A 17,285-nucleotide genomic window follows, 5' to 3' on the forward strand; every position below is an offset into this window, starting at 1 on the left:
GGCGCATGGCACCGCGCGCATGGCCGTTGTTGTTGTTTGCTTCAGTTGCGCTGCTGCTACTAGGGGTGCTTGCGCTGTTCACTCATCCAATGGCCGATGATTGGAGTTACGCACACCAGGGACGCACAAGGGAGCTAGGTCCCTGGCTGGTCAGCGAATACCTCAATTGGAACGGCCGCTATTCCTCGAACCTCTTCGTGGGCAAAGGCCCGCTGGTCCTCGGAACGGATGCGCTGTGGTTGTACCGCACCATACCGGTCGCGTTGCTCGGCGCAACGCTCCTTGCGATGCGCTCGATCGCGGCGTGCACGGTCGGTGGAAGCCAGCGGGCATGGTCGTTGGGCGTGGTCCTGACCATAGTGTATTTCCACGGGATGCCGGACATTGCCGATGGCTTGTATTGGTACACTGGTGCTGTCACCTATCAGTTCGGCACTGTGCTTCTCGTCTTCCTGTTGGCGCGTTGCATGGCCTGCAAGGGTGGCGTCGTGAACGTCCTGCTGATCATAGCCACTGCCGGATGCAGCGAGGTGCACATGATCCTTGCGCTGTTGGTGGTGGCGGCGGCGGCAGCGTTTGACCTGTCACGCCGCAAACCGATCAGCACATCGACCTGGTCGACGCTTGTGACCGCAATGGTCTGTGCAGGTGCCGTGGTCCTCGCTCCCGGCAACAGTGTTCGTGCTGCGCTCTTCGAGGGGACGCATGATGTGCTGCACTCCGCTTGGATGAGCCTTCTTCAAACGCTTCGCTTTGGCGCTACATGGCTGTTCGATCCCGCCTTGCTGTTCTGTTCGATCATCTACTTCCCGCTACAACGGCAATGGCGTCGCGAGCATCCTGATCGTGTTCTCCCTTCCCCGTGGTTCACTACCATGGCACTGGGCGCCGTCATCTTCCTATGTGCGTTCCCTGCGTACTGGGGCACCGGCATCCTCGGCCAGCACCGCACCATGAACGTGGCCTACTGCTTCTTCCTCTTGCTCTGGTTCGCGAACATCACTGCGTGGGACCGAGCACTGCTCAGCAAGAAGTGGCCTGTGCTTCCGGCCGTCCCGCTTTCGGGGAAAGTCCTCCCCTTCGTCGCTGGTTTGGCACTGCTGCTCACAGGCAATACCGGCGGCGCGCTCCTCGACCTGCTTTCGGGCCGTGCCGCGCACTACGACCATCAGCTCGCCGCGCGTTATGCCTTGCTCGAACAATCCCGCGCCGATGGAAGTGAACCCCGGCTGCCCGTGATCGTCGATCCACCGCTGGTTCTGCCGTTGTATGAGCTACGTGCTGACCCGCACGATTGGGTGAACCAGTGCTACGCCCTCTACTTCGGCTTGGAAGGCAAACCCGTGCATGCCATTTCGAAAGACGATCACGCACCTTCGCGGCCATGATCGGCACCGACGTTGCCCAGGCAGCCGCGCTCTTGGACCAAGGCCAAGCCGTTGCCATCCCTACGGAAACGGTTTACGGGCTGGCAGCGAACGCCTTCGATCCCGACGCCGTACTGAAGGTCTTTGCCATTAAGCGGCGGCCCAGCTTCGACCCGCTCATCGTGCACATCGGTCGCATGGAGCAGTTGAACGAGGTTGCAGCGCACGTTCCCGAAAAAGCGCGACTGCTCATCGAGCGCTTCTGGCCCGGCCCGCTCACGGTGGTGCTGCCGAAGCGCGCGAGTATACCCGACGTTGTGACCAGTGGCCTGGACACGGTGGGTGTGCGCATGCCTTCGCATCCGGTCGCATTGGAACTGCTGCGCTCGCTGCCCTTTCCGCTTGCAGCGCCCAGCGCCAACCCGTTCGGTTATGTGAGCCCCACCACCGCCCAGCATGTTGCTGATCAGCTCGGGAACGAAGTGCCGTACATCCTGGATGGTGGTCCGTGCAACGTTGGGGTGGAAAGCACGATCATCGGGTTCATGCCCACGCCAGTGCTGCTGCGCGCAGGTGGTGTGCCCGTTGAGGAGATCGAAGCCGTGATCGGCCCGTTGGGCAAACCGATCACATCGCCTGTTGGCGACCGGCCCGAGGCGCCCGGCATGCTGGCCAGCCACTACGCACCACGCAAACGCGTCGTCATCGGCGAACCTGCTGCGATCATGATTGAACAACGCGGAAAGCGCATGGGTGTCATCAGCTTTACCAGCAACTACGGCGAGGCCTTGAACGAAGTCCTCTCTCCTGCCGGCGACCTGCACGAAGCCGCCCGCAACCTCTTCGCAGCTTTGCGCCGTCTGGATGCCAGCGACGTGGACATGATCGCTGCGGAAGTCTTCCCCGAGGTAGGGTTGGGCTGTGCGATCAACGACCGGCTGAGGAGGGCTGCGCACTGAGCCGCAAACGATCTTCGCGCCCCTTCGTGCTCATGGCCACATGAGCACATGACCGCATGGGCACATGAAGAAAGGCATCGCCATACTGGGCAGCACCGGCAGCATCGGCACGCAGGCCTTGCAGGTGGTGCGCGAGCAACCCGAGCGCTTCCAAGTGGAACTGCTCACGGCAGGGCGCAACGCCGATCTGCTCATCGCCCAAGCGCGCGAGTTCAACCCTAATGCTGTCGTCATCGGCGACCAGGGCCGACTAGCCGAAGTGAAGGATGCCCTCTTCCCGCTCGGCATCAAGGTGTACGCTGGCGATGCGGCCATTGAGCAGGCCGTGCGCGGCGAGAACATCCACTTGGTGCTTACGGCGCTGGTGGGTTATGCCGGTTTGCGCCCCACGCTGGCGGCGCTGGAGGAAGGCAAACCCATAGCGCTGGCCAACAAGGAAACACTGGTGGCCGGTGGGCACCTCGTGACGAAGCTGGCCCGTGAGAAAGGCGCCAACATCTACCCGGTTGACAGCGAGCACAGCGCCATTTTCCAGTGCATGACCGGCGAATGGGACAACCCCATTGAGAAGATCGTGCTCACCGCCAGTGGTGGTCCGTTCCGCGGGAAGCAGCGTGCGGACCTGGAGAAGGTCTCGGCAGCCCAAGCGCTCAAGCACCCCAACTGGGACATGGGTGCCAAGGTGACCATCGACAGCGCGAGCCTGATGAACAAGGGGTTGGAGGCCATCGAAGCGAAGTGGCTGTTCAATCTGAAAGCGGAGCAGATCGACATCGTGGTGCACCCGCAGAGCATCGTGCACAGCTTGGTGCAATTCACCGACGGCAGCATGAAGGCGCAATTGGGCCTGCCTGACATGAAGCTGCCCATCCAGTACGCCATGGCCTATCCGGAGCGGCTCAAAACCACCTGGCCGCGTTTCGACTTTGCACTGTACCCAGCGCTCACCTTTGAACCGCCCGACCTGTCCACCTTCCGCAACCTTGCCCTGGCCCTGGATGCCATGAAGCGAGGTGGCAACGCGCCTTGCGTGCTAAACGCGGCGAACGAAGTCGCGGTAAAGGCCTTCCTGGAAGGGCGTATTGGCTTCCTGCAGATGAGCGATGTAGTGGAGCATTGTCTCGCGAAGGCGACCTTTGTACCCGATCCGGACCTTGCTGCCATCGCCGCATCGGACGAAGAGGCACGTCGGCTGGCAAGTGCTCAACTGCCCAATTGACAGAATACACCATCACTATCTCCGTTCCAATTCCGTGGCTTGAAGCTTGGGGCTTTGGACTTGGAACTTGAAGCTTGTACTCCTCCATGGACCTTCTACTCACACAAGTCCCCCAGCTGATCCTTTGCCTGGCCCTCCTGATCGTTCTGCACGAGATGGGCCACTTCTTCCCAGCTCGCTGGTTCAAAGTGCGCGTCGAAAAGTTCTATCTGTTCTTCGACCCTTGGTTCTCGCTTTGGAAGAAGAAGAAAGGAGAAACCGAATACGGGATCGGCTGGCTCCCACTGGGCGGTTACGTGAAACTGAGCGGTATGGTGGACGAGAGCATGGACAAGGAGCAGATGGCCAAGCCTGCACAGCCGTGGGAGTTCCGCAGCAAACCGGCATGGCAGCGTTTGATCATCATGGTGGGTGGTGTGGTGGTGAACTTGTTGCTCGGTCTGCTGATCTACAGCATGGTGATGTTCGTCTGGGGCCGGGAAACCTTGCCCTTAGCGAACATGGTGAATGGTGTTCACCCCAGCGAATTGATGTCCGATATGGGCTTCCACGATGGGGACATGATCCTACGTGCCGAGGGTGTTGACATCAAAACCTTGGACGACCTCAACCGGGCGTTGCTACTGGGCGATACGCGCACCGTGGTCGTGCAGCGCGATGGCAAGGAGGTGAGCATTACTCTTCCGGAATCGATCCATCAAGGCATGATGAAGAAGAGCAAGGAAGAACTCTTCACGCCGCGCTTCCCATTGTTCATCGATTCGTTGGTCGCCGATGGCAACGCCTCAAAGAGTGCGGTGAAGGTGGGCGACAAGGTTTTGGCGGTGAACGAGGTCGCGACACCGTTCTTCAACGACTTCCAAGCCCGGCTGAAGATGCACAAGGAGCAGGTTGTTGCCCTCACCGTGGAGCGGGACGGCGGCGCCAAGCACGTCATGGCCGTTCTGGTGGACAGCACTGGTCGGATCGGTGTAGGACCGCGTGACCCGAAAGAACTGCTCACAGCCGTCAAAGAGGAATTCACCTTGCTGAGCGCGTTCCCCGCCGGGATCGAGCATGGCATGGGGGTTTTGACGGGCCAGGCCCGCAGTATGAAGCTCCTGGCCACTGCCGAAGGCGCCAAGCAGGTGGGTGGGTTCGGCAGCATCCTGCAGCTCTTTGGTGAATGGGGAAATTGGCAGCGCTTCTGGAGCGTTACGGCCCTGATCAGCATCATCCTCGCATTCATGAACATCCTGCCCATCCCTGCGCTGGACGGTGGGCATGTCATGTTCCTGCTGTATGAGATCGTGGCCCGGAAACCTGCTCCACAACGAGTTATGGAGGCCGCACAGATGGTGGGCATGGTGCTTTTGCTCGGCTTGCTGCTGTACGCCAACGGCAACGACATCTTCAAGGCGGCGACCGGACAGTTCTGATCGGAACCTTTGCCATAGCCCGCCCGTACCAACGGGCCATGGCCCGCCTCATCCTCATCGAAGACGACGATCTGTTGCGCAGTCTCATCGGCCGCAAGCTGAGCGCAGCCGGGCATGAGGTGATCGCACTGCCCGACGGCCGCGACCTGTTCGGCATCATGGACAAGGTGCACGTGCACGCCGTGCTGGTGGACCTCGGACTCCCCTACTTGGACGGCATGTCGCTCATTGAAGGTCTGCGCGCGCGGGGGCATGAACAACCCGTTATCGCGCTCAGCGGCCGCGACGAGCAGCATCTGCAAGCGGCGGTGCAAAGCAGTGGTGCGAACCGGTTCATGGCAAAGCCCTTCGACACGAGCGATCTGGTGCATGAGGTGCAGCGGCTGTTGGCGGCGTGAAAGCGGCCTCACCCTGCCCTCTCCAAAGGAGAGGGTCAGAGTGCAACGAACCAAGGTATTGGCCGCGAACAAAGTTGCCGCTCCGTAGCTGTTCGGGGTTCGCGATGCCCGCTTGCCGGCATTTCACCCTCTCCTCTGAAGAGGGCAGGGTGAGGCCCGGTACTTTCGCACCCTGATGCTCTTCTCTTCGCTCCCCGGCCACGCCGACCTGAAGGCCCGTTTGATCACTTCCGCACGGGAGGGTCGCATTGCGCATGCACAGATGTTCCTTGGCCCGCGCGGCAGCGGCAATCTTCCGTTGGCACTGGCCTACGCGCGCTACTTGGTATGCAAGGAGCCCGGCCTGGCCGACGCCTGCGGCACATGCCCTTCGTGCAGCATGATGGACAAGCTGGCGCATCCGGATGTGCACTACTGCTTTCCCATCTTCACCAGCGAGAAAGAGAAGATCCGCACCAGCGATGATGTGATCGCTGATTGGCGCACCGCCGTCCTGCGCGAGCCATTGCTCGATGAAACAACGTGGTACGCCACCATCGAAAAGGACAACGCCAAGGGCATCATCCGCGTGAGCGAAACGCACAACAGCTTGCGCAAGCTCAGCTTCAAGAGCAGCCAGGGCGGCCTGCGCGTGCTGCTCATCTGGTACGCCGAGCGCATGAACATCGAGGCGGCCAACGCTCTGCTCAAAGGGCTGGAAGAGCCCGAGCCCGGTACCGTGTACCTGTTGGTGTGCGAGCACCAGGACCAGTTGCTGCCCACCATCATTAGCCGCACGCAATTGGTGAAAGTCCCGGCATTCACCGTGCAGGAAGTGGCCCAAGTGCTGGCCTCCAAGCATCAACTGCCACAGGCGGAGGCCGAGAGCATCGCCGCCCGTTGCGAAGGCGACATGCTGGAGGCGAAGGCGATGGTGGAACGCACGGAGGATGAGCTCTTCATCTTCTTCCGCGATTGGCTGCGTGCTTGCTACGGCCGCAAAGTGGTGGAGACCGCACAGTTCAGCGAGTACTTCGCCAGCATGGGCCGCGAACAACAGAAGGCGCTGATGCGGTATGCGTTGTACATCATCCGCCAGTGCGTGTACCACTGGCAACAGGCCCATGAACTGATCCGTGTCTCAGGGCAGGAGCACGAGTTCGTCGGGAAATTCGGTGCGGTCCTGAACGATCACAATGCCGATGGCATCCGCAAGGAGCTCGAACTGGCGCACGCACATCTCGACCGCAACGCCAATCCGAAGATCCTGTTCATGGACCTCAGCTACAAGCTGTTCGGGTTGCTGAAGGCGGCGTGAAGCCTTAAGCCGAAACCGTCACGCTCTTCCCGCCTTTCATCGGCAGCAGCTCCTTCACTGCAGCTACCAGCGCCGCCTCATCGAAGCCGCATTCGGCGTAGAGCTCTTTCTGGCTGCCGTGCTCGATCCACTTGTCGGGAATACCCAGGCGCTTCACCTGCGCGTTGTAGCCGTGGTCGGCCATGAACTCCAGCACCGCGCTGCCCATGCCACCTTGAATGCAGCCGTCCTCCACGGTCACTACGTGCTTGAATTTGCCGAACACCTCGTGCAGCAGCATCTCGTCGATGGGCTTCGCGAAGCGCATGTCGTAGTGCGCCACGCTGTAGCCCTCGGTCTGCAGCGCATCAATGCCCTTGGCGGCGATGTTGCCGATGTGCCCGATGCTGAGCACGGCGATGTCGTTGCCGTTGCGCACTTTCCGGCCCTTGCCGATGGTGATCTCCTTGAAGGGGGTCTTCCATTCGGTCATCACGCCTTCGCCGCGCGGGTAGCGGATGCTGAACGGACCGCAATCGCGCAACTGCGCGGTGTACATCAGGTTGCGCAGCTCCTCCTCGTTCATCGGTGCGCTCACGATCATGTTCGGGATGCAGCGGAAGTAGGCGATGTCGAACGCGCCATGGTGCGTGGGGCCATCGGCACCGGCGAGGCCACCACGATCAAGACAGAAAACAACGTGCAGGTTCTGCAGGGCCACATCGTGCACCACCTGGTCGTAAGCGCGCTGCATGAACGAGCTGTAGATGTTGCAGAACGGCACCATGCCTTGCGTGGCCATCCCAGCGCTGAACGTCACAGCGTGCTGCTCGGCGATGCCCACATCGAACGCGCGGTCCGGCATGGCCTTCATCATGATGTTGAGCGATGAGCCGGTGGGCATGGCCGGCGTGACGCCCACGATCTTCGGGTTCTTCTCCGCCAGCTCCACGATGGTGTGCCCGAACACGTCCTGGTAACGCGGCGGCTGCGGGCTCTTCGGCACCACTTTGATGATCTCGCCGGTGTCTTTGTTGAAGAGACCGGGTGCGTGCCACACCGTGGGGCTGCCTTCTTCAGCAGGCTTATAGCCCTTCCCCTTCATGGTAAGGGTGTGCAGGATCTTCGGGCCGGGGATGTCCTTCAGGTCCTTGAGCACCTTCACGAGGTGCTCAACATCGTGGCCGTCCACCGGACCGAAGTAGCGGAACTTGAGGCTCTCGAACAGATTGCTCTGCTTAAGCAGGGCGGTCTTCAGCGCAGCGTCGAACTTCTGCGCAATGGCCTGCGCGTTCGGGCCGAACTTGCTCAGCTTGCCCAGCACCTTCCACACCTCGTCCTTCACACGGTTGTACGTGTGGCTCGTGGTGATGTCCGTGAGATATTCCTTCAAGGCGCCGACGTTCGGGTCGATGCTCATGCAGTTGTCGTTGAGCACCACCAGCAGATCACTGTTGGCCGTGCCACCGTGGTTCAGGGCTTCGAAGGCCATACCGGCCGTCATGGCACCATCGCCGATCACGGCAACGCATTGACGGTCTTTCTCACCCTTCAGCTTGCTGGCCACCGCCATGCCGAGTGCACCGCCCACGGAGGTGGAGCTATGCCCAACGCCGAACGTGTCGTACTCGCTCTCGCTCCGCTTGGGGAAGCCGCTGATCCCTTTGTGGATGCGGTTGGTATGAAAGCGATCGCGCCGACCGGTGAGGATCTTGTGGCCATAAGCTTGGTGCCCGACGTCCCACACGAGCTGGTCGTACGGGGTGTTGAACACGTAGTGCAAGGCCACGGTCAGTTCCACCACGCCGAGACTGGCCCCGAAGTGGCCGCCCTTCACGCTCACCACATCGATGATGAAGTTGCGCAGCTCGCCGCACACCTGCTCCAATTGCACCTCGTCCAGCTTGCGCAGGTCGGAGGGGTAAGTGATGCCCGACAGCAGCGGGTAGTTGGCCAGGTTCGTGGTATCGGGCATGGTCAGGGAGCCTGTCTGCCGCAGGCAGGGGCGAAATTACGGGTTGGCCCTTGGGGGCGGCCGTTCACCGTGCGGCTTCGACCGTTCCTTGGGAACCCGCGCATAACGTGACGAACAGGGCCTTGGTATGGGCAATGATCGTGGCGTGTGCTGCGTCTAAACCACAACCTGCGATCACATGGGCACCTTCCTCTTCCGACTTTCCGAAGCCTTCCAGCGTTTTGAGCATTGGTTCAACGCCCGTTTCGGCTGGTTCTTCACCAATGGCATGAAGAGCACCGGACGCGGAACTAAGGATGCAATGCAACCGCAGATGAAACGGATGAAGATGATGAATGCGGGATAGCCCTACTGAGCGCTATCCTATCATCTTCATCATCCTTATCAGTGCTTTCCATCGGCGGTCCTCACCATCACAACCTCACGCACACGTTCTTGGCCTCGGTGAAGAACCGCAGCGCCTCCCAGCCGCCTTCGCGCCCTACACCGCTTTGCTTCACGCCACCGAACGGCGTGCGCAGGTCGCGGACCATCCAGCAGTTCACCCACACGATGCCGGCCTTCAGTTCGCGGGCCACGCGGTGCGCACGCTTCAGGTCGTTCGTCCACACCACGGAAGCCAGGCCGTAGCCGGTGCTGTTGGCCAGTTGGAGCGCTTCCGCTTCACTGCCGAACGGTTGCAGTGTGACGACGGGACCGAAGATCTCCTCCTGGATGGCGGCGCATGAATTGTCGAGCCCTTCGATCACCGTAGGAGCGATGTACCAGCCGTTCTCCATGGCACCCAAAAGGCGGATGCGCTCACCACCGCAAAGCACCTTGCCTCCGTCCTTCTTCGCGCCCTCAATGTAGCTGAGCACCTTGTGCATGTGCGGCTCGCTGACCACGGCCCCCACATCCGTCCTATCGTCGGTCGGGTCGCCCACGCGCAACGCCTTCACGCGCTCCACGAAGGCCGTCTTGAACCGGTCGTAGATGCTGCGCTCGATGAGGATCCGCGAGCCGCAAAGGCAGATCTGCCCTTGGTTGGTGAACGAGCTGCGTACCGTTGTCTTTAGCATCTCCTCGAAGTCGCAGTCGGCGAAGACCAGCACAGGGTTCTTGCCACCGAGCTCGAGGCTTAACTTCTTGAACATCGGTGCGGCCACCCGTGCGATCTCTGCGCCCGTCTTCGTTCCTCCGGTGAAACTCACCGCTGGGATACGCGGGTGCGCCACGATGGAGCTACCCACCTTGGGGCCCAGGCCATGCACGATGTTCAGCACGCCCGGGGGGATGCCCGCTTCGTTGCACAGGGTGCTCAACAGGTAGGCCGTCATGGGGGTCACCTCACTGGGTTTGGCCACAACACAATTGCCCGCCGCCAGTGCCGGAGCGATCTTCCACGTGAAGAGGTAGAGCGGCAGGTTCCACGGTGAAATGCACCCGGCCACACCGAACGGCGCGCGCTCGGTGTAGTTGATGGCCACGTCGTCCATGCTGTGGCTCTCGCTGGCGAAGTGCAGGATGCCCGTGGCGAAGAACCGGAAGTTGGCCACCGCGCGCGGGATGTCCACGCGGCAGGCGAGGCTCTGTGGCTTGCCATTGTCCTTGCTCTCCGCCGCCACGAACTGCTCCAGGTCGCGCTCGATCAGTGCGGCCAGCTTCATCAACCGCTCGCTGCGGCCTTCTCGCCCCAAGCCGCTCCACCCGGCGAAGGCAGCTTGCGCAGCTTCCGTGGCAGCGTTCACATCGCGCTCATCGCTGTCGGGCAGTTGCACGTACACCTTGCCCGTGGCGGGTTCGAAGCAATCGAGCCATTGCCCGCTGGCGGCCGGCACGTGCTGGCCATTGATGAAATTGAGGATGGGCTGGGCCATGGCGGCGAAAGTACCGAGGGTGGACCGCTAAGTGGTCACCCTTGGTTCCAAGGTCCAGACAGATCACAAGCTGGGGCGATGAAATGTTCCAGTTTGCTCGTGCTACCCTGAGCGTGAATTTCCAACTCATGTGCAAACCGGTCCCTGCATTATCAGAGATTCCGTCTACCTTCGGACTATACACCGACCCACCATGATCCGCCTGCTCAACCCGAAGTCGCTTGTGGTTCTCGCACCCACCGCACTGTGCCTTGGCCTGCCGGATCTGGTCCTTGCGCAAACCTACCAGCCCGAGATCACTGATGCCTTCATTTCCTCGCGTGTTATCGACGTGAGCAAACCCGTCGGGGTCACTGAAGGAATTGCTGCCGTAACGCCTATGGGTAGCGCCTCATACACCATCCCGCTCTACGTGCCGCCCGGCACCAATGGCGTGCAACCCTCATTGGGCATCGATTACGACAGCCAGCGCGGTGACGGCATTCTTGGTTGGGGTTGGGCAATGACCGGTGTCTCGGCGATAACCAGGACCGGTCAGGATTGGTACCACGATGGTGCTGTCAAGGGGGTGCGTTACGCCACTACCGACCGCTTCGCCGCCGACGGCCAGCGATTGGTGGCGCTTTCTGGTTCCTACGGTGCGAGCAACACCACTTACGACACTGAGAATGCCTCTTTCGCTGTTTACACATCCATTGGGACGATGGGTAGCGGTCCAGCTTGGTTCTCTGTCATTACCCAGGACGGTACGTACATGGAATACGGTGCCACCGCCGATTCAAGGATCATGGGCGACAATGGCAACTCCGTAGCCATGTGGCGCCTGAACAAGGTGATGGATCCGCACGGCAACTACATCAGTTACGTGTACGACTCTTTCGACGCTGAAAGCCGCTTGGTGCGCATCGACTACACCGGTAACGCGAATATCGGCCTCTCTCCATACAACCGCATCGAGTTCGCATACCAAGACCGCTCGGACAAGAACGAAGTGTTCATCAATGGCCTAGGAGGGCCCAAGACCTGCAACCTGCTTACCACCATCACCGTCTTCTGCGAAGGCTCAGTCATGAAGACCTATCACTTCAACTACGCACTTCGAAATATCGACAAGAGCTATCTCCGTGAAATAGGCGAATCCGGCGCCGACGGTTCCAGCCTCAACACCACCATCATCAAATACGGTGATCCCGTTGCTCAGCCCTTCCAGGTTGAGTATTCAAGCGTATTGCAAGGGGCAACCCACGATTTCTTTTCGGGTGATTACGACGGCGACGGCAAGTCGGAGATTCTCAAATCTGGCTACACCTACATCGAGGGTTTTCGTTACAACTACGATCTCGAGATTTACAAGCGCGTGGGCCCTAACGACCTTCAACTCACTTGGAGCACCCCCCTCGACCCCAACATCCAGGTCATCAACGACCAGAACGTCCCCCAGACCTACACCGCCAATGTCAGCAACGACATGAACGGGGATGGGCGGGATGACATCATCTTGGGCAAGGTCTCGAAGGTGGGTGCATACTGGAAGCTCCAAAATTTTACAGTGTTGGAATCGAACAGTGCCAGTGCCTCGTCTTTCGCAACCAATACCTATGGCCCCCCTGCGGACCAATATGGCACCGTCCACAACATCGTGTATCCAAACACCTTCAAGTATCAAGTCTCTGGCGATTTCAACGGAGACGGTAAGGGAGACATTCTGGCTTTCTTGAGCAACGGCAGCTATTACCACGGTTTCCTATACAGCCCTTGGGCCGGGATCAACGGGCAGATCATGAGCATTACGAACGGCGCTGGCGATCTCCCCAAGTCCAGCTATTTGGCCCCGATCGACTTCGATGGCGATGGAGCACACGAGATCCTCAGCGTTTGGGGCGACTTGTCCGCACAACAGAACACCCGCATCTACCGCTACACCACCACCCCGGTCGCCGGGTTCGAGATCGTCTGGTCCAGTTCCGGCTTCCCGACCCCTGAGCATGAGCTTTTCCCCGGCGACTTCAACGGGGATGGAAAGACAGACCTTTTGAACCGATACAACGGTGGCGGCCCATGGCACATACACTATGCAACGGGCGTGCTCAATGGTGACGGCTACTATTCAACGGGCACTCCTTTCGCGCAGTTCAATGCATACGTGAACCTCGGTGGAACACCTGATGTTCTCGCAGTAGCCGATTTCAACGGCGATGGCAAGTCCGACATCTGCCATGGGCGCAACGTGGGCGGAGTGTCCTCCGTGCTCGATGTGTTCCATTCCCGTGGCATGCACAGCGATTTCAAGGAGGTGTCCTATCCTCCTAGCAGCCTGCTCGGTTGGTCACCGGCATTGATAACGGACCTCGACGGCGACGGCCGATCCGAGGTCATCAACACCACAAACATTTTCGACCCCATCGAAATGTACTTCTTCGACCGTGGTGGTCATGAACGCCTCGTCCATAGCGTGGTCAATGGCATGGGGGCGCGCAAGGAGTTCACTTATGGATACATGACGGACCCCACACTGCACACCAGGGGGACGGCTTTCGCTTACCCCATGGGCGATGCTCAATTGCCCTTCGCCTTGGTCCGTACCTCAAGTGCAACCAATGGCATCGGCTCCATGAACCCCGTTAGCTATTCTTACGGTAATGCGGTCCTCAATCGCACGGGCAGGGGCTTCGTGGGCTTCAAACAAACCTTCATCGCCGACCCCATCACCAACCGGATCGTCATCGATCAGTTCGGTGCGCAGCCCGACTATGCGGAGCTTTATCCCGCAAGCTCCCAGGTCTATCGGTTCGACATCCCTGGGTCGCTCATATCCAATACCGCCTACGCTTTTGACTTTGTGCCAATTGGTATCCCTGCATTACGCCGGCACCTTATACGAAGCGTCGGCACCATCGCCTTCGATGCCTTGGCTTCCACCACCACCACCACCATCAACTCCGCTTGGAATGCTTGTGGCAAGGTCACCGCAAGCGCCACGGATATCAATGCCTTGCTGAATTCCACAACCACTACTACTTACACCGCCGCCGGACCGTCCGCCCAACCAGTCAAACCTCTAGAGGTGACCATAACCACAACACGCAGCGGTCAGCCATCCGTTACCAAAACCAACTACTTCCAATACTTCGCCGCGACAGGGAAGGTGGAATTCGCTACCGAATTCTCAGGAACCCCTGGAGCCCGCACGACCGCGTTCGAGTATTACGCTGCGGGCCCCCCGCTGAGGCGCTCCATGTGGTATCCCTTGTTGAATGCGGCTCAACGCCCGGTTCAAGAGTTCCGTTACGACACCAAGTACCGCTTCGTTACCTGGCACACCAACGTGTGGAACGACAACGGCAACTTCACCGACGTCAATACCTACACCGTCACCGATCCACGCTGGGGCCAACCCATCGAAGTGTACAGCTCCGATGGGCTTACGACACTCAAAGAATACGATGCCTTCGGCAGGCTCACCCGCAATTACGTTCCGCACGTGGCCGGCACTCCGCGCTATTCCGTGGACATGAGCCGGGAGTGGGCCATCGATGGCGCTTACGAATTCACGGTGTTGCGCACTACGGATCCGGGCGGGCCCGATGCCGAGGTGTACCTCGATATTCTCGGACGCCCAGTTCGCACCGTGCGCGAGTCCTATGGCCACGAAACCGTGTCCTCGGCTACGGGCTACGATGCGCGCGGCAATATGGCCTGGGAAACCACACCCCACAAGGACACCGAGCAATTCCTCACCATCGAACACACCTACGACGCCTACAACCGGCCTCACGAGGTCATCAACCCATTCACGGGCACCCAGCAATACGACTACACCTACACTGGCGGGCAGCTTCAACTCACTGCCACCAACACGAGCTCAGGCCAATGGAGCACGGTCATCACCGATGCCACCGGCAAGAAGATAAGGTCCCTCGACGATGGCGGCGAACTCAAATACACCTACGATAGCTGGGGGCAAGTCACCCGCGTTCATCATGACGGACTCCTAACGCTCCGGAACACATACGATGCCTACGGTCGGCAAACCGACCTGTGGGCGCCCAATGCTGGTACCACGAAGTACAAGTACAACCCCTTCGGGCAACTCACCTGGCAGAAGAACGCCAACGGGCACGAAACCACCCTCGAATACGACAACCTCGGCCGCGTCATCAAGCGGATCGCACCAGAGGGGGCCACCGGGTACACCTACTTCAACGACAACGGTCGGATCAACAACAACCTGGTCACCGTGTCCGGGCCTACTGTCGAGCGTATGTACCGGTACGACGACCCGTACAATAGGCTCACGGCTCGGGAATCCACCATCAACGGGCAGCTCTATTCCTTCGGTTACGAATACGACGACTACGACAGGGTCGTCACAACCTTCTACCCATCTGCGCTCGAGGTCTGGAACGAGTACGACGAGGCGGGCAGCCTGCAGCGCGTCAGCTGGAGCGGAGGCACCCTGTTCGAGGGTAGCACCAAGAACGGCCTCGAACAATACACCGGCTTCAGCCTCGCGGACGGCAACACAGTAAGCAAAGAATACGAGCACGGCTTCCTCACCCGTATCCAGGGTGGCAACGTGCAGGATCTGCGCATGGCCTACGACTACTCCACCGGCGACATGCGCTATCGCTGGGACCCGAATGAATTCGTCATGGAGACCTTTGAGTACGATGCGCTCAGCCGGCTGGTCATGTCGTCTGTCATTGGTGTCGATGCCAACGGTAACCCCACAGGGTTGGGTTTCGTGCCCACCGAGTACGCCTACGACGGCAACATCGGGTCAACGCGCGGCAACCCCACTAAGCGAACCGATGTGGGCCAATTCGGTTTTGGTAACCATGCCGTGGTGGCTGCAAAGCACATCGACTACCCCACGCCCTACGACCAACCACCCTATCAGATCAGCCTCGAAACCCAGGAGATCACTTATACCCCCTTCTCCAAGGCAGACCTGATCACCGAGATCGTCGGTACGGATAACTACGAATTGCAATACGAGTACGGGCCGGAGTACGAGCGCACCCGGAGTATCCTGTCCAGGAACGGCAACGCGGAAACCACCCGTGTGTACTTGGATGGCTACGAAACCCAACAGACCAATGGACAAGTCGAGCTCATCCACTACATCCAAGGTGGCGATGGCCTATGCGCGATCATGGTCAATACCAATGGGGTCTGGAAGACATATCCAACCTACCTCGATCACCTCGGATCCATTGTAGCGGTCACCGATGCCGACAACGGCAACGTGGTGGCCGAACAGAATTTCGACCCTTGGGGCAACCACCGCAACCCCTCCAGTTGGGGGCCGAATTATACACCTTCGCTACCCACTTGGCTCTACCGCGGCTTCACCGGCCACGAGCACACCGAACCCTTCGCCCTCATCAACATGAACGGACGCATGTACGACCCGCTGAACGGCCGCATGCTCAGCGCCGACGACTACATCAACGGCTCCTGCGCTACCCAATCCTTCAACCGCTACACCTACGCAGCCAATAACCCGCTCAAGTACACCGACCCATCCGGTCACTTCTTGGCAGTGCCCTTCTTCGCCATCGGCATGATCGCCGACTACACCAGCAACCTCATCCACGGCGAATCCGATCCGCTCGGCAAAGCCTACAACAACGTGTCGGCCTCCATGTCCGGGATAAGCAATTGCCTCAAGATCAACACCCAGGTCGGCGAAAACACCTACACATCCGTCGGCATCGACCCGTTCTCGTTGAGCGTGGGGGTATGGTTCACCTATAAGGATGGGGATTTCGCGATCAGTGGCGGCATGGCCATTGGGTTAGGGGGCAGCATTCCAGGGTCGGAAAGCCTGACAGCCAGTGGCAATGCCGGTTTAAACGCCTCGTACGACATTGGTGACTTCACTATCGGCGCAAGCGCTGGCATTGGACCCGATGGCTCTACACGAGTTGGGGCCGGTGTTGGCTATAAGGGACATTCCATTGGTGTGAGTCATTTCGGCGGGAAAGACCCTCAATGGAATTGGATCGTCGGCTTTAAAGGGAAGGGGTGGGGATTCTCCGTCACCAATGACTTCCTGATCGATGGTGATTGGCATCGCACCGCTGCAGCCGAGATCAGCATCGGCCAATACTCTCTTGGCTTCAACCTATACACGGGCAAACCACCAGGGGACGAGCGAGGACGGGAAATTGGTGGAGATGTCCTTTTCCGATCAATGTGGGAGAAGTTGTTCAACTTCATTCACCACAACTACACCTATTCCTATGGTGACAGAAAGCACGCATTCTTGTACGCCAGTTACACGGATGGGTTCACGGTTAGCCGGATTGGGATTGATGCGCCATTCGTGCAGGACGCTACCCAGAACCTCTTGCACTCCATGATCAATACCCCCTACTTCAATCCTAACCTTGGGGCCTACGGTAGCACCTCAAGGCCGTTCGCTCAATGGATCGGGTACAATCCATGGACCCTCTATTGACACGCCATGTTCAGACTTGCACGAGGCACTTATCTGCTAATGTCCTTGGGCATCTTTTGTGGTTGCGGTTTCGTTCGCATCACGTGCCGCAAGCCGTTCGCAGTGCATACGACACCAATTTCTCATCGCTGTGGCCATCTAGCTCCCAGGACCGACGGTGTTTACTTCTCAGAGAACGGCTTCCAAGCTCTCTTCTTCTACTCCAACGGCCAAGTACTGGCCTATGCAAGGGGCCTTGGCTTCAACTATACCTTGTACCCTGACAGTGCTTTGCATCTGATTGAGAAAGGTAGGCCTATGTTCACGCGGGACAATTGGGGGTGCTACAAGCAAAATGGGGATAGTCTG

General features: G+C 59.4%; 10 protein-coding genes. 8 read left to right on the forward strand and 2 right to left on the reverse strand.

Annotated elements, in window-relative coordinates:
- Positions 1 to 5: 5 nt before the first annotated feature.
- From IPJ76_06845 to IPJ76_06870, 6 genes are all read left to right on the forward strand, one after another.
- Positions 6 to 1,388 (forward strand): hypothetical protein, encoded by a 1,383-nt coding sequence (locus IPJ76_06845; protein QQR87935.1) that lies wholly within the window; start codon positions 6 to 8, stop codon positions 1,386 to 1,388.
- Positions 1,385 to 2,326 carry a threonylcarbamoyl-AMP synthase gene (locus tag IPJ76_06850; GenBank protein ID QQR87936.1) on the forward strand — a complete coding sequence of 314 codons (942 nt, stop codon included), beginning with the start codon at positions 1,385 to 1,387 and terminating at the stop codon, positions 2,324 to 2,326. Before IPJ76_06845 ends, IPJ76_06850 begins: the two co-directional genes overlap by 4 nt.
- Positions 2,327 to 2,390: 64 nt before the next feature.
- Complete coding sequence (locus tag IPJ76_06855) at positions 2,391 to 3,545, forward strand: 1-deoxy-D-xylulose-5-phosphate reductoisomerase (GenBank protein QQR87937.1); 1,155 nt, start codon at positions 2,391 to 2,393, stop codon at positions 3,543 to 3,545.
- A gap of 86 nt (positions 3,546 to 3,631) precedes the next feature.
- Positions 3,632 to 4,963, forward strand: a complete 1,332-nt coding sequence (gene rseP / locus IPJ76_06860; protein ID QQR87938.1) for an RIP metalloprotease RseP — start codon at positions 3,632 to 3,634, stop codon at positions 4,961 to 4,963.
- A 38-nt stretch (positions 4,964 to 5,001) separates the two neighbouring features.
- Positions 5,002 to 5,361, forward strand: coding sequence for a response regulator transcription factor (locus tag IPJ76_06865; GenBank protein QQR87939.1), 360 nt, complete (start codon positions 5,002 to 5,004; stop codon positions 5,359 to 5,361).
- A gap of 175 nt (positions 5,362 to 5,536) precedes the next feature.
- The gene (locus IPJ76_06870; protein QQR87940.1) at positions 5,537 to 6,658 is read left to right on the forward strand and encodes a DNA polymerase III subunit delta; all 1,122 of its coding nucleotides are present in this window, start codon (positions 5,537 to 5,539) and stop codon (positions 6,656 to 6,658) included.
- Between the two features lie 4 nt (positions 6,659 to 6,662).
- Here the strand turns inward: IPJ76_06870 and IPJ76_06875 are convergent, their stop codons facing one another.
- Positions 6,663 to 8,612, reverse strand: a complete 1,950-nt coding sequence (locus IPJ76_06875) for a 1-deoxy-D-xylulose-5-phosphate synthase (protein QQR87941.1) — start codon at positions 8,610 to 8,612, stop codon at positions 6,663 to 6,665.
- Between the two features lie 178 nt (positions 8,613 to 8,790).
- Here IPJ76_06875 and IPJ76_06880 point away from each other — a divergent pair, with 178 nt between their 5' ends.
- Entirely contained in the window at positions 8,791 to 8,958 is a 168-nt protein-coding gene (locus IPJ76_06880) for a hypothetical protein (protein QQR87942.1), read from the forward strand.
- 67 nt (positions 8,959 to 9,025) lie between these two features.
- Here the strand turns inward: IPJ76_06880 and IPJ76_06885 are convergent, their stop codons facing one another.
- The gene (locus IPJ76_06885; GenBank protein QQR87943.1) at positions 9,026 to 10,471 is read right to left on the reverse strand and encodes an aldehyde dehydrogenase; all 1,446 of its coding nucleotides are present in this window, start codon (positions 10,469 to 10,471) and stop codon (positions 9,026 to 9,028) included.
- Positions 10,472 to 10,664: 193 nt separating this feature from the next.
- Between IPJ76_06885 and IPJ76_06890 the strand changes: the two genes are divergently transcribed.
- Positions 10,665 to 16,937, forward strand: coding sequence for a VCBS repeat-containing protein (locus IPJ76_06890; GenBank protein QQR87944.1), 6,273 nt, complete (start codon positions 10,665 to 10,667; stop codon positions 16,935 to 16,937).
- Positions 16,938 to 17,285 lie beyond the last annotated feature (348 nt).

It is taken from the genome of Flavobacteriales bacterium, from assembly GCA_016699575.1.
GTDB lineage: Bacteria > Bacteroidota > Bacteroidia > Flavobacteriales_F > PHOS-HE28 > PHOS-HE28.

Excerpts from the sequence above, each read along its gene's own strand:
- IPJ76_06855 (QQR87937.1), top strand. The coding sequence starts at position 2,391 with ATGAAGAAAGGCATCGCCATACTGGGCAGCACCGGCAGCATCGGCACG.
- IPJ76_06865 (QQR87939.1), top strand. The coding sequence starts at position 5,002 with ATGGCCCGCCTCATCCTCATCGAAGACGACGATCTGTTGCGCAGTCTC.
- rseP (QQR87938.1), top strand. The coding sequence starts at position 3,632 with ATGGACCTTCTACTCACACAAGTCCCCCAGCTGATCCTTTGCCTGGCC.
- IPJ76_06870 (QQR87940.1), top strand. The coding sequence starts at position 5,537 with ATGCTCTTCTCTTCGCTCCCCGGCCACGCCGACCTGAAGGCCCGTTTG.
- IPJ76_06845 (QQR87935.1), top strand. The coding sequence starts at position 6 with ATGGCACCGCGCGCATGGCCGTTGTTGTTGTTTGCTTCAGTTGCGCTG.
- IPJ76_06885 (QQR87943.1), bottom strand. The coding sequence starts at position 10,471 with ATGGCCCAGCCCATCCTCAATTTCATCAATGGCCAGCACGTGCCGGCC.
- IPJ76_06850 (QQR87936.1), top strand. The coding sequence starts at position 1,385 with ATGATCGGCACCGACGTTGCCCAGGCAGCCGCGCTCTTGGACCAAGGC.
- IPJ76_06875 (QQR87941.1), bottom strand. The coding sequence starts at position 8,612 with ATGCCCGATACCACGAACCTGGCCAACTACCCGCTGCTGTCGGGCATC.
- IPJ76_06880 (QQR87942.1), top strand. The coding sequence starts at position 8,791 with ATGGGCACCTTCCTCTTCCGACTTTCCGAAGCCTTCCAGCGTTTTGAG.
- IPJ76_06890 (QQR87944.1), top strand. The coding sequence starts at position 10,665 with ATGATCCGCCTGCTCAACCCGAAGTCGCTTGTGGTTCTCGCACCCACC.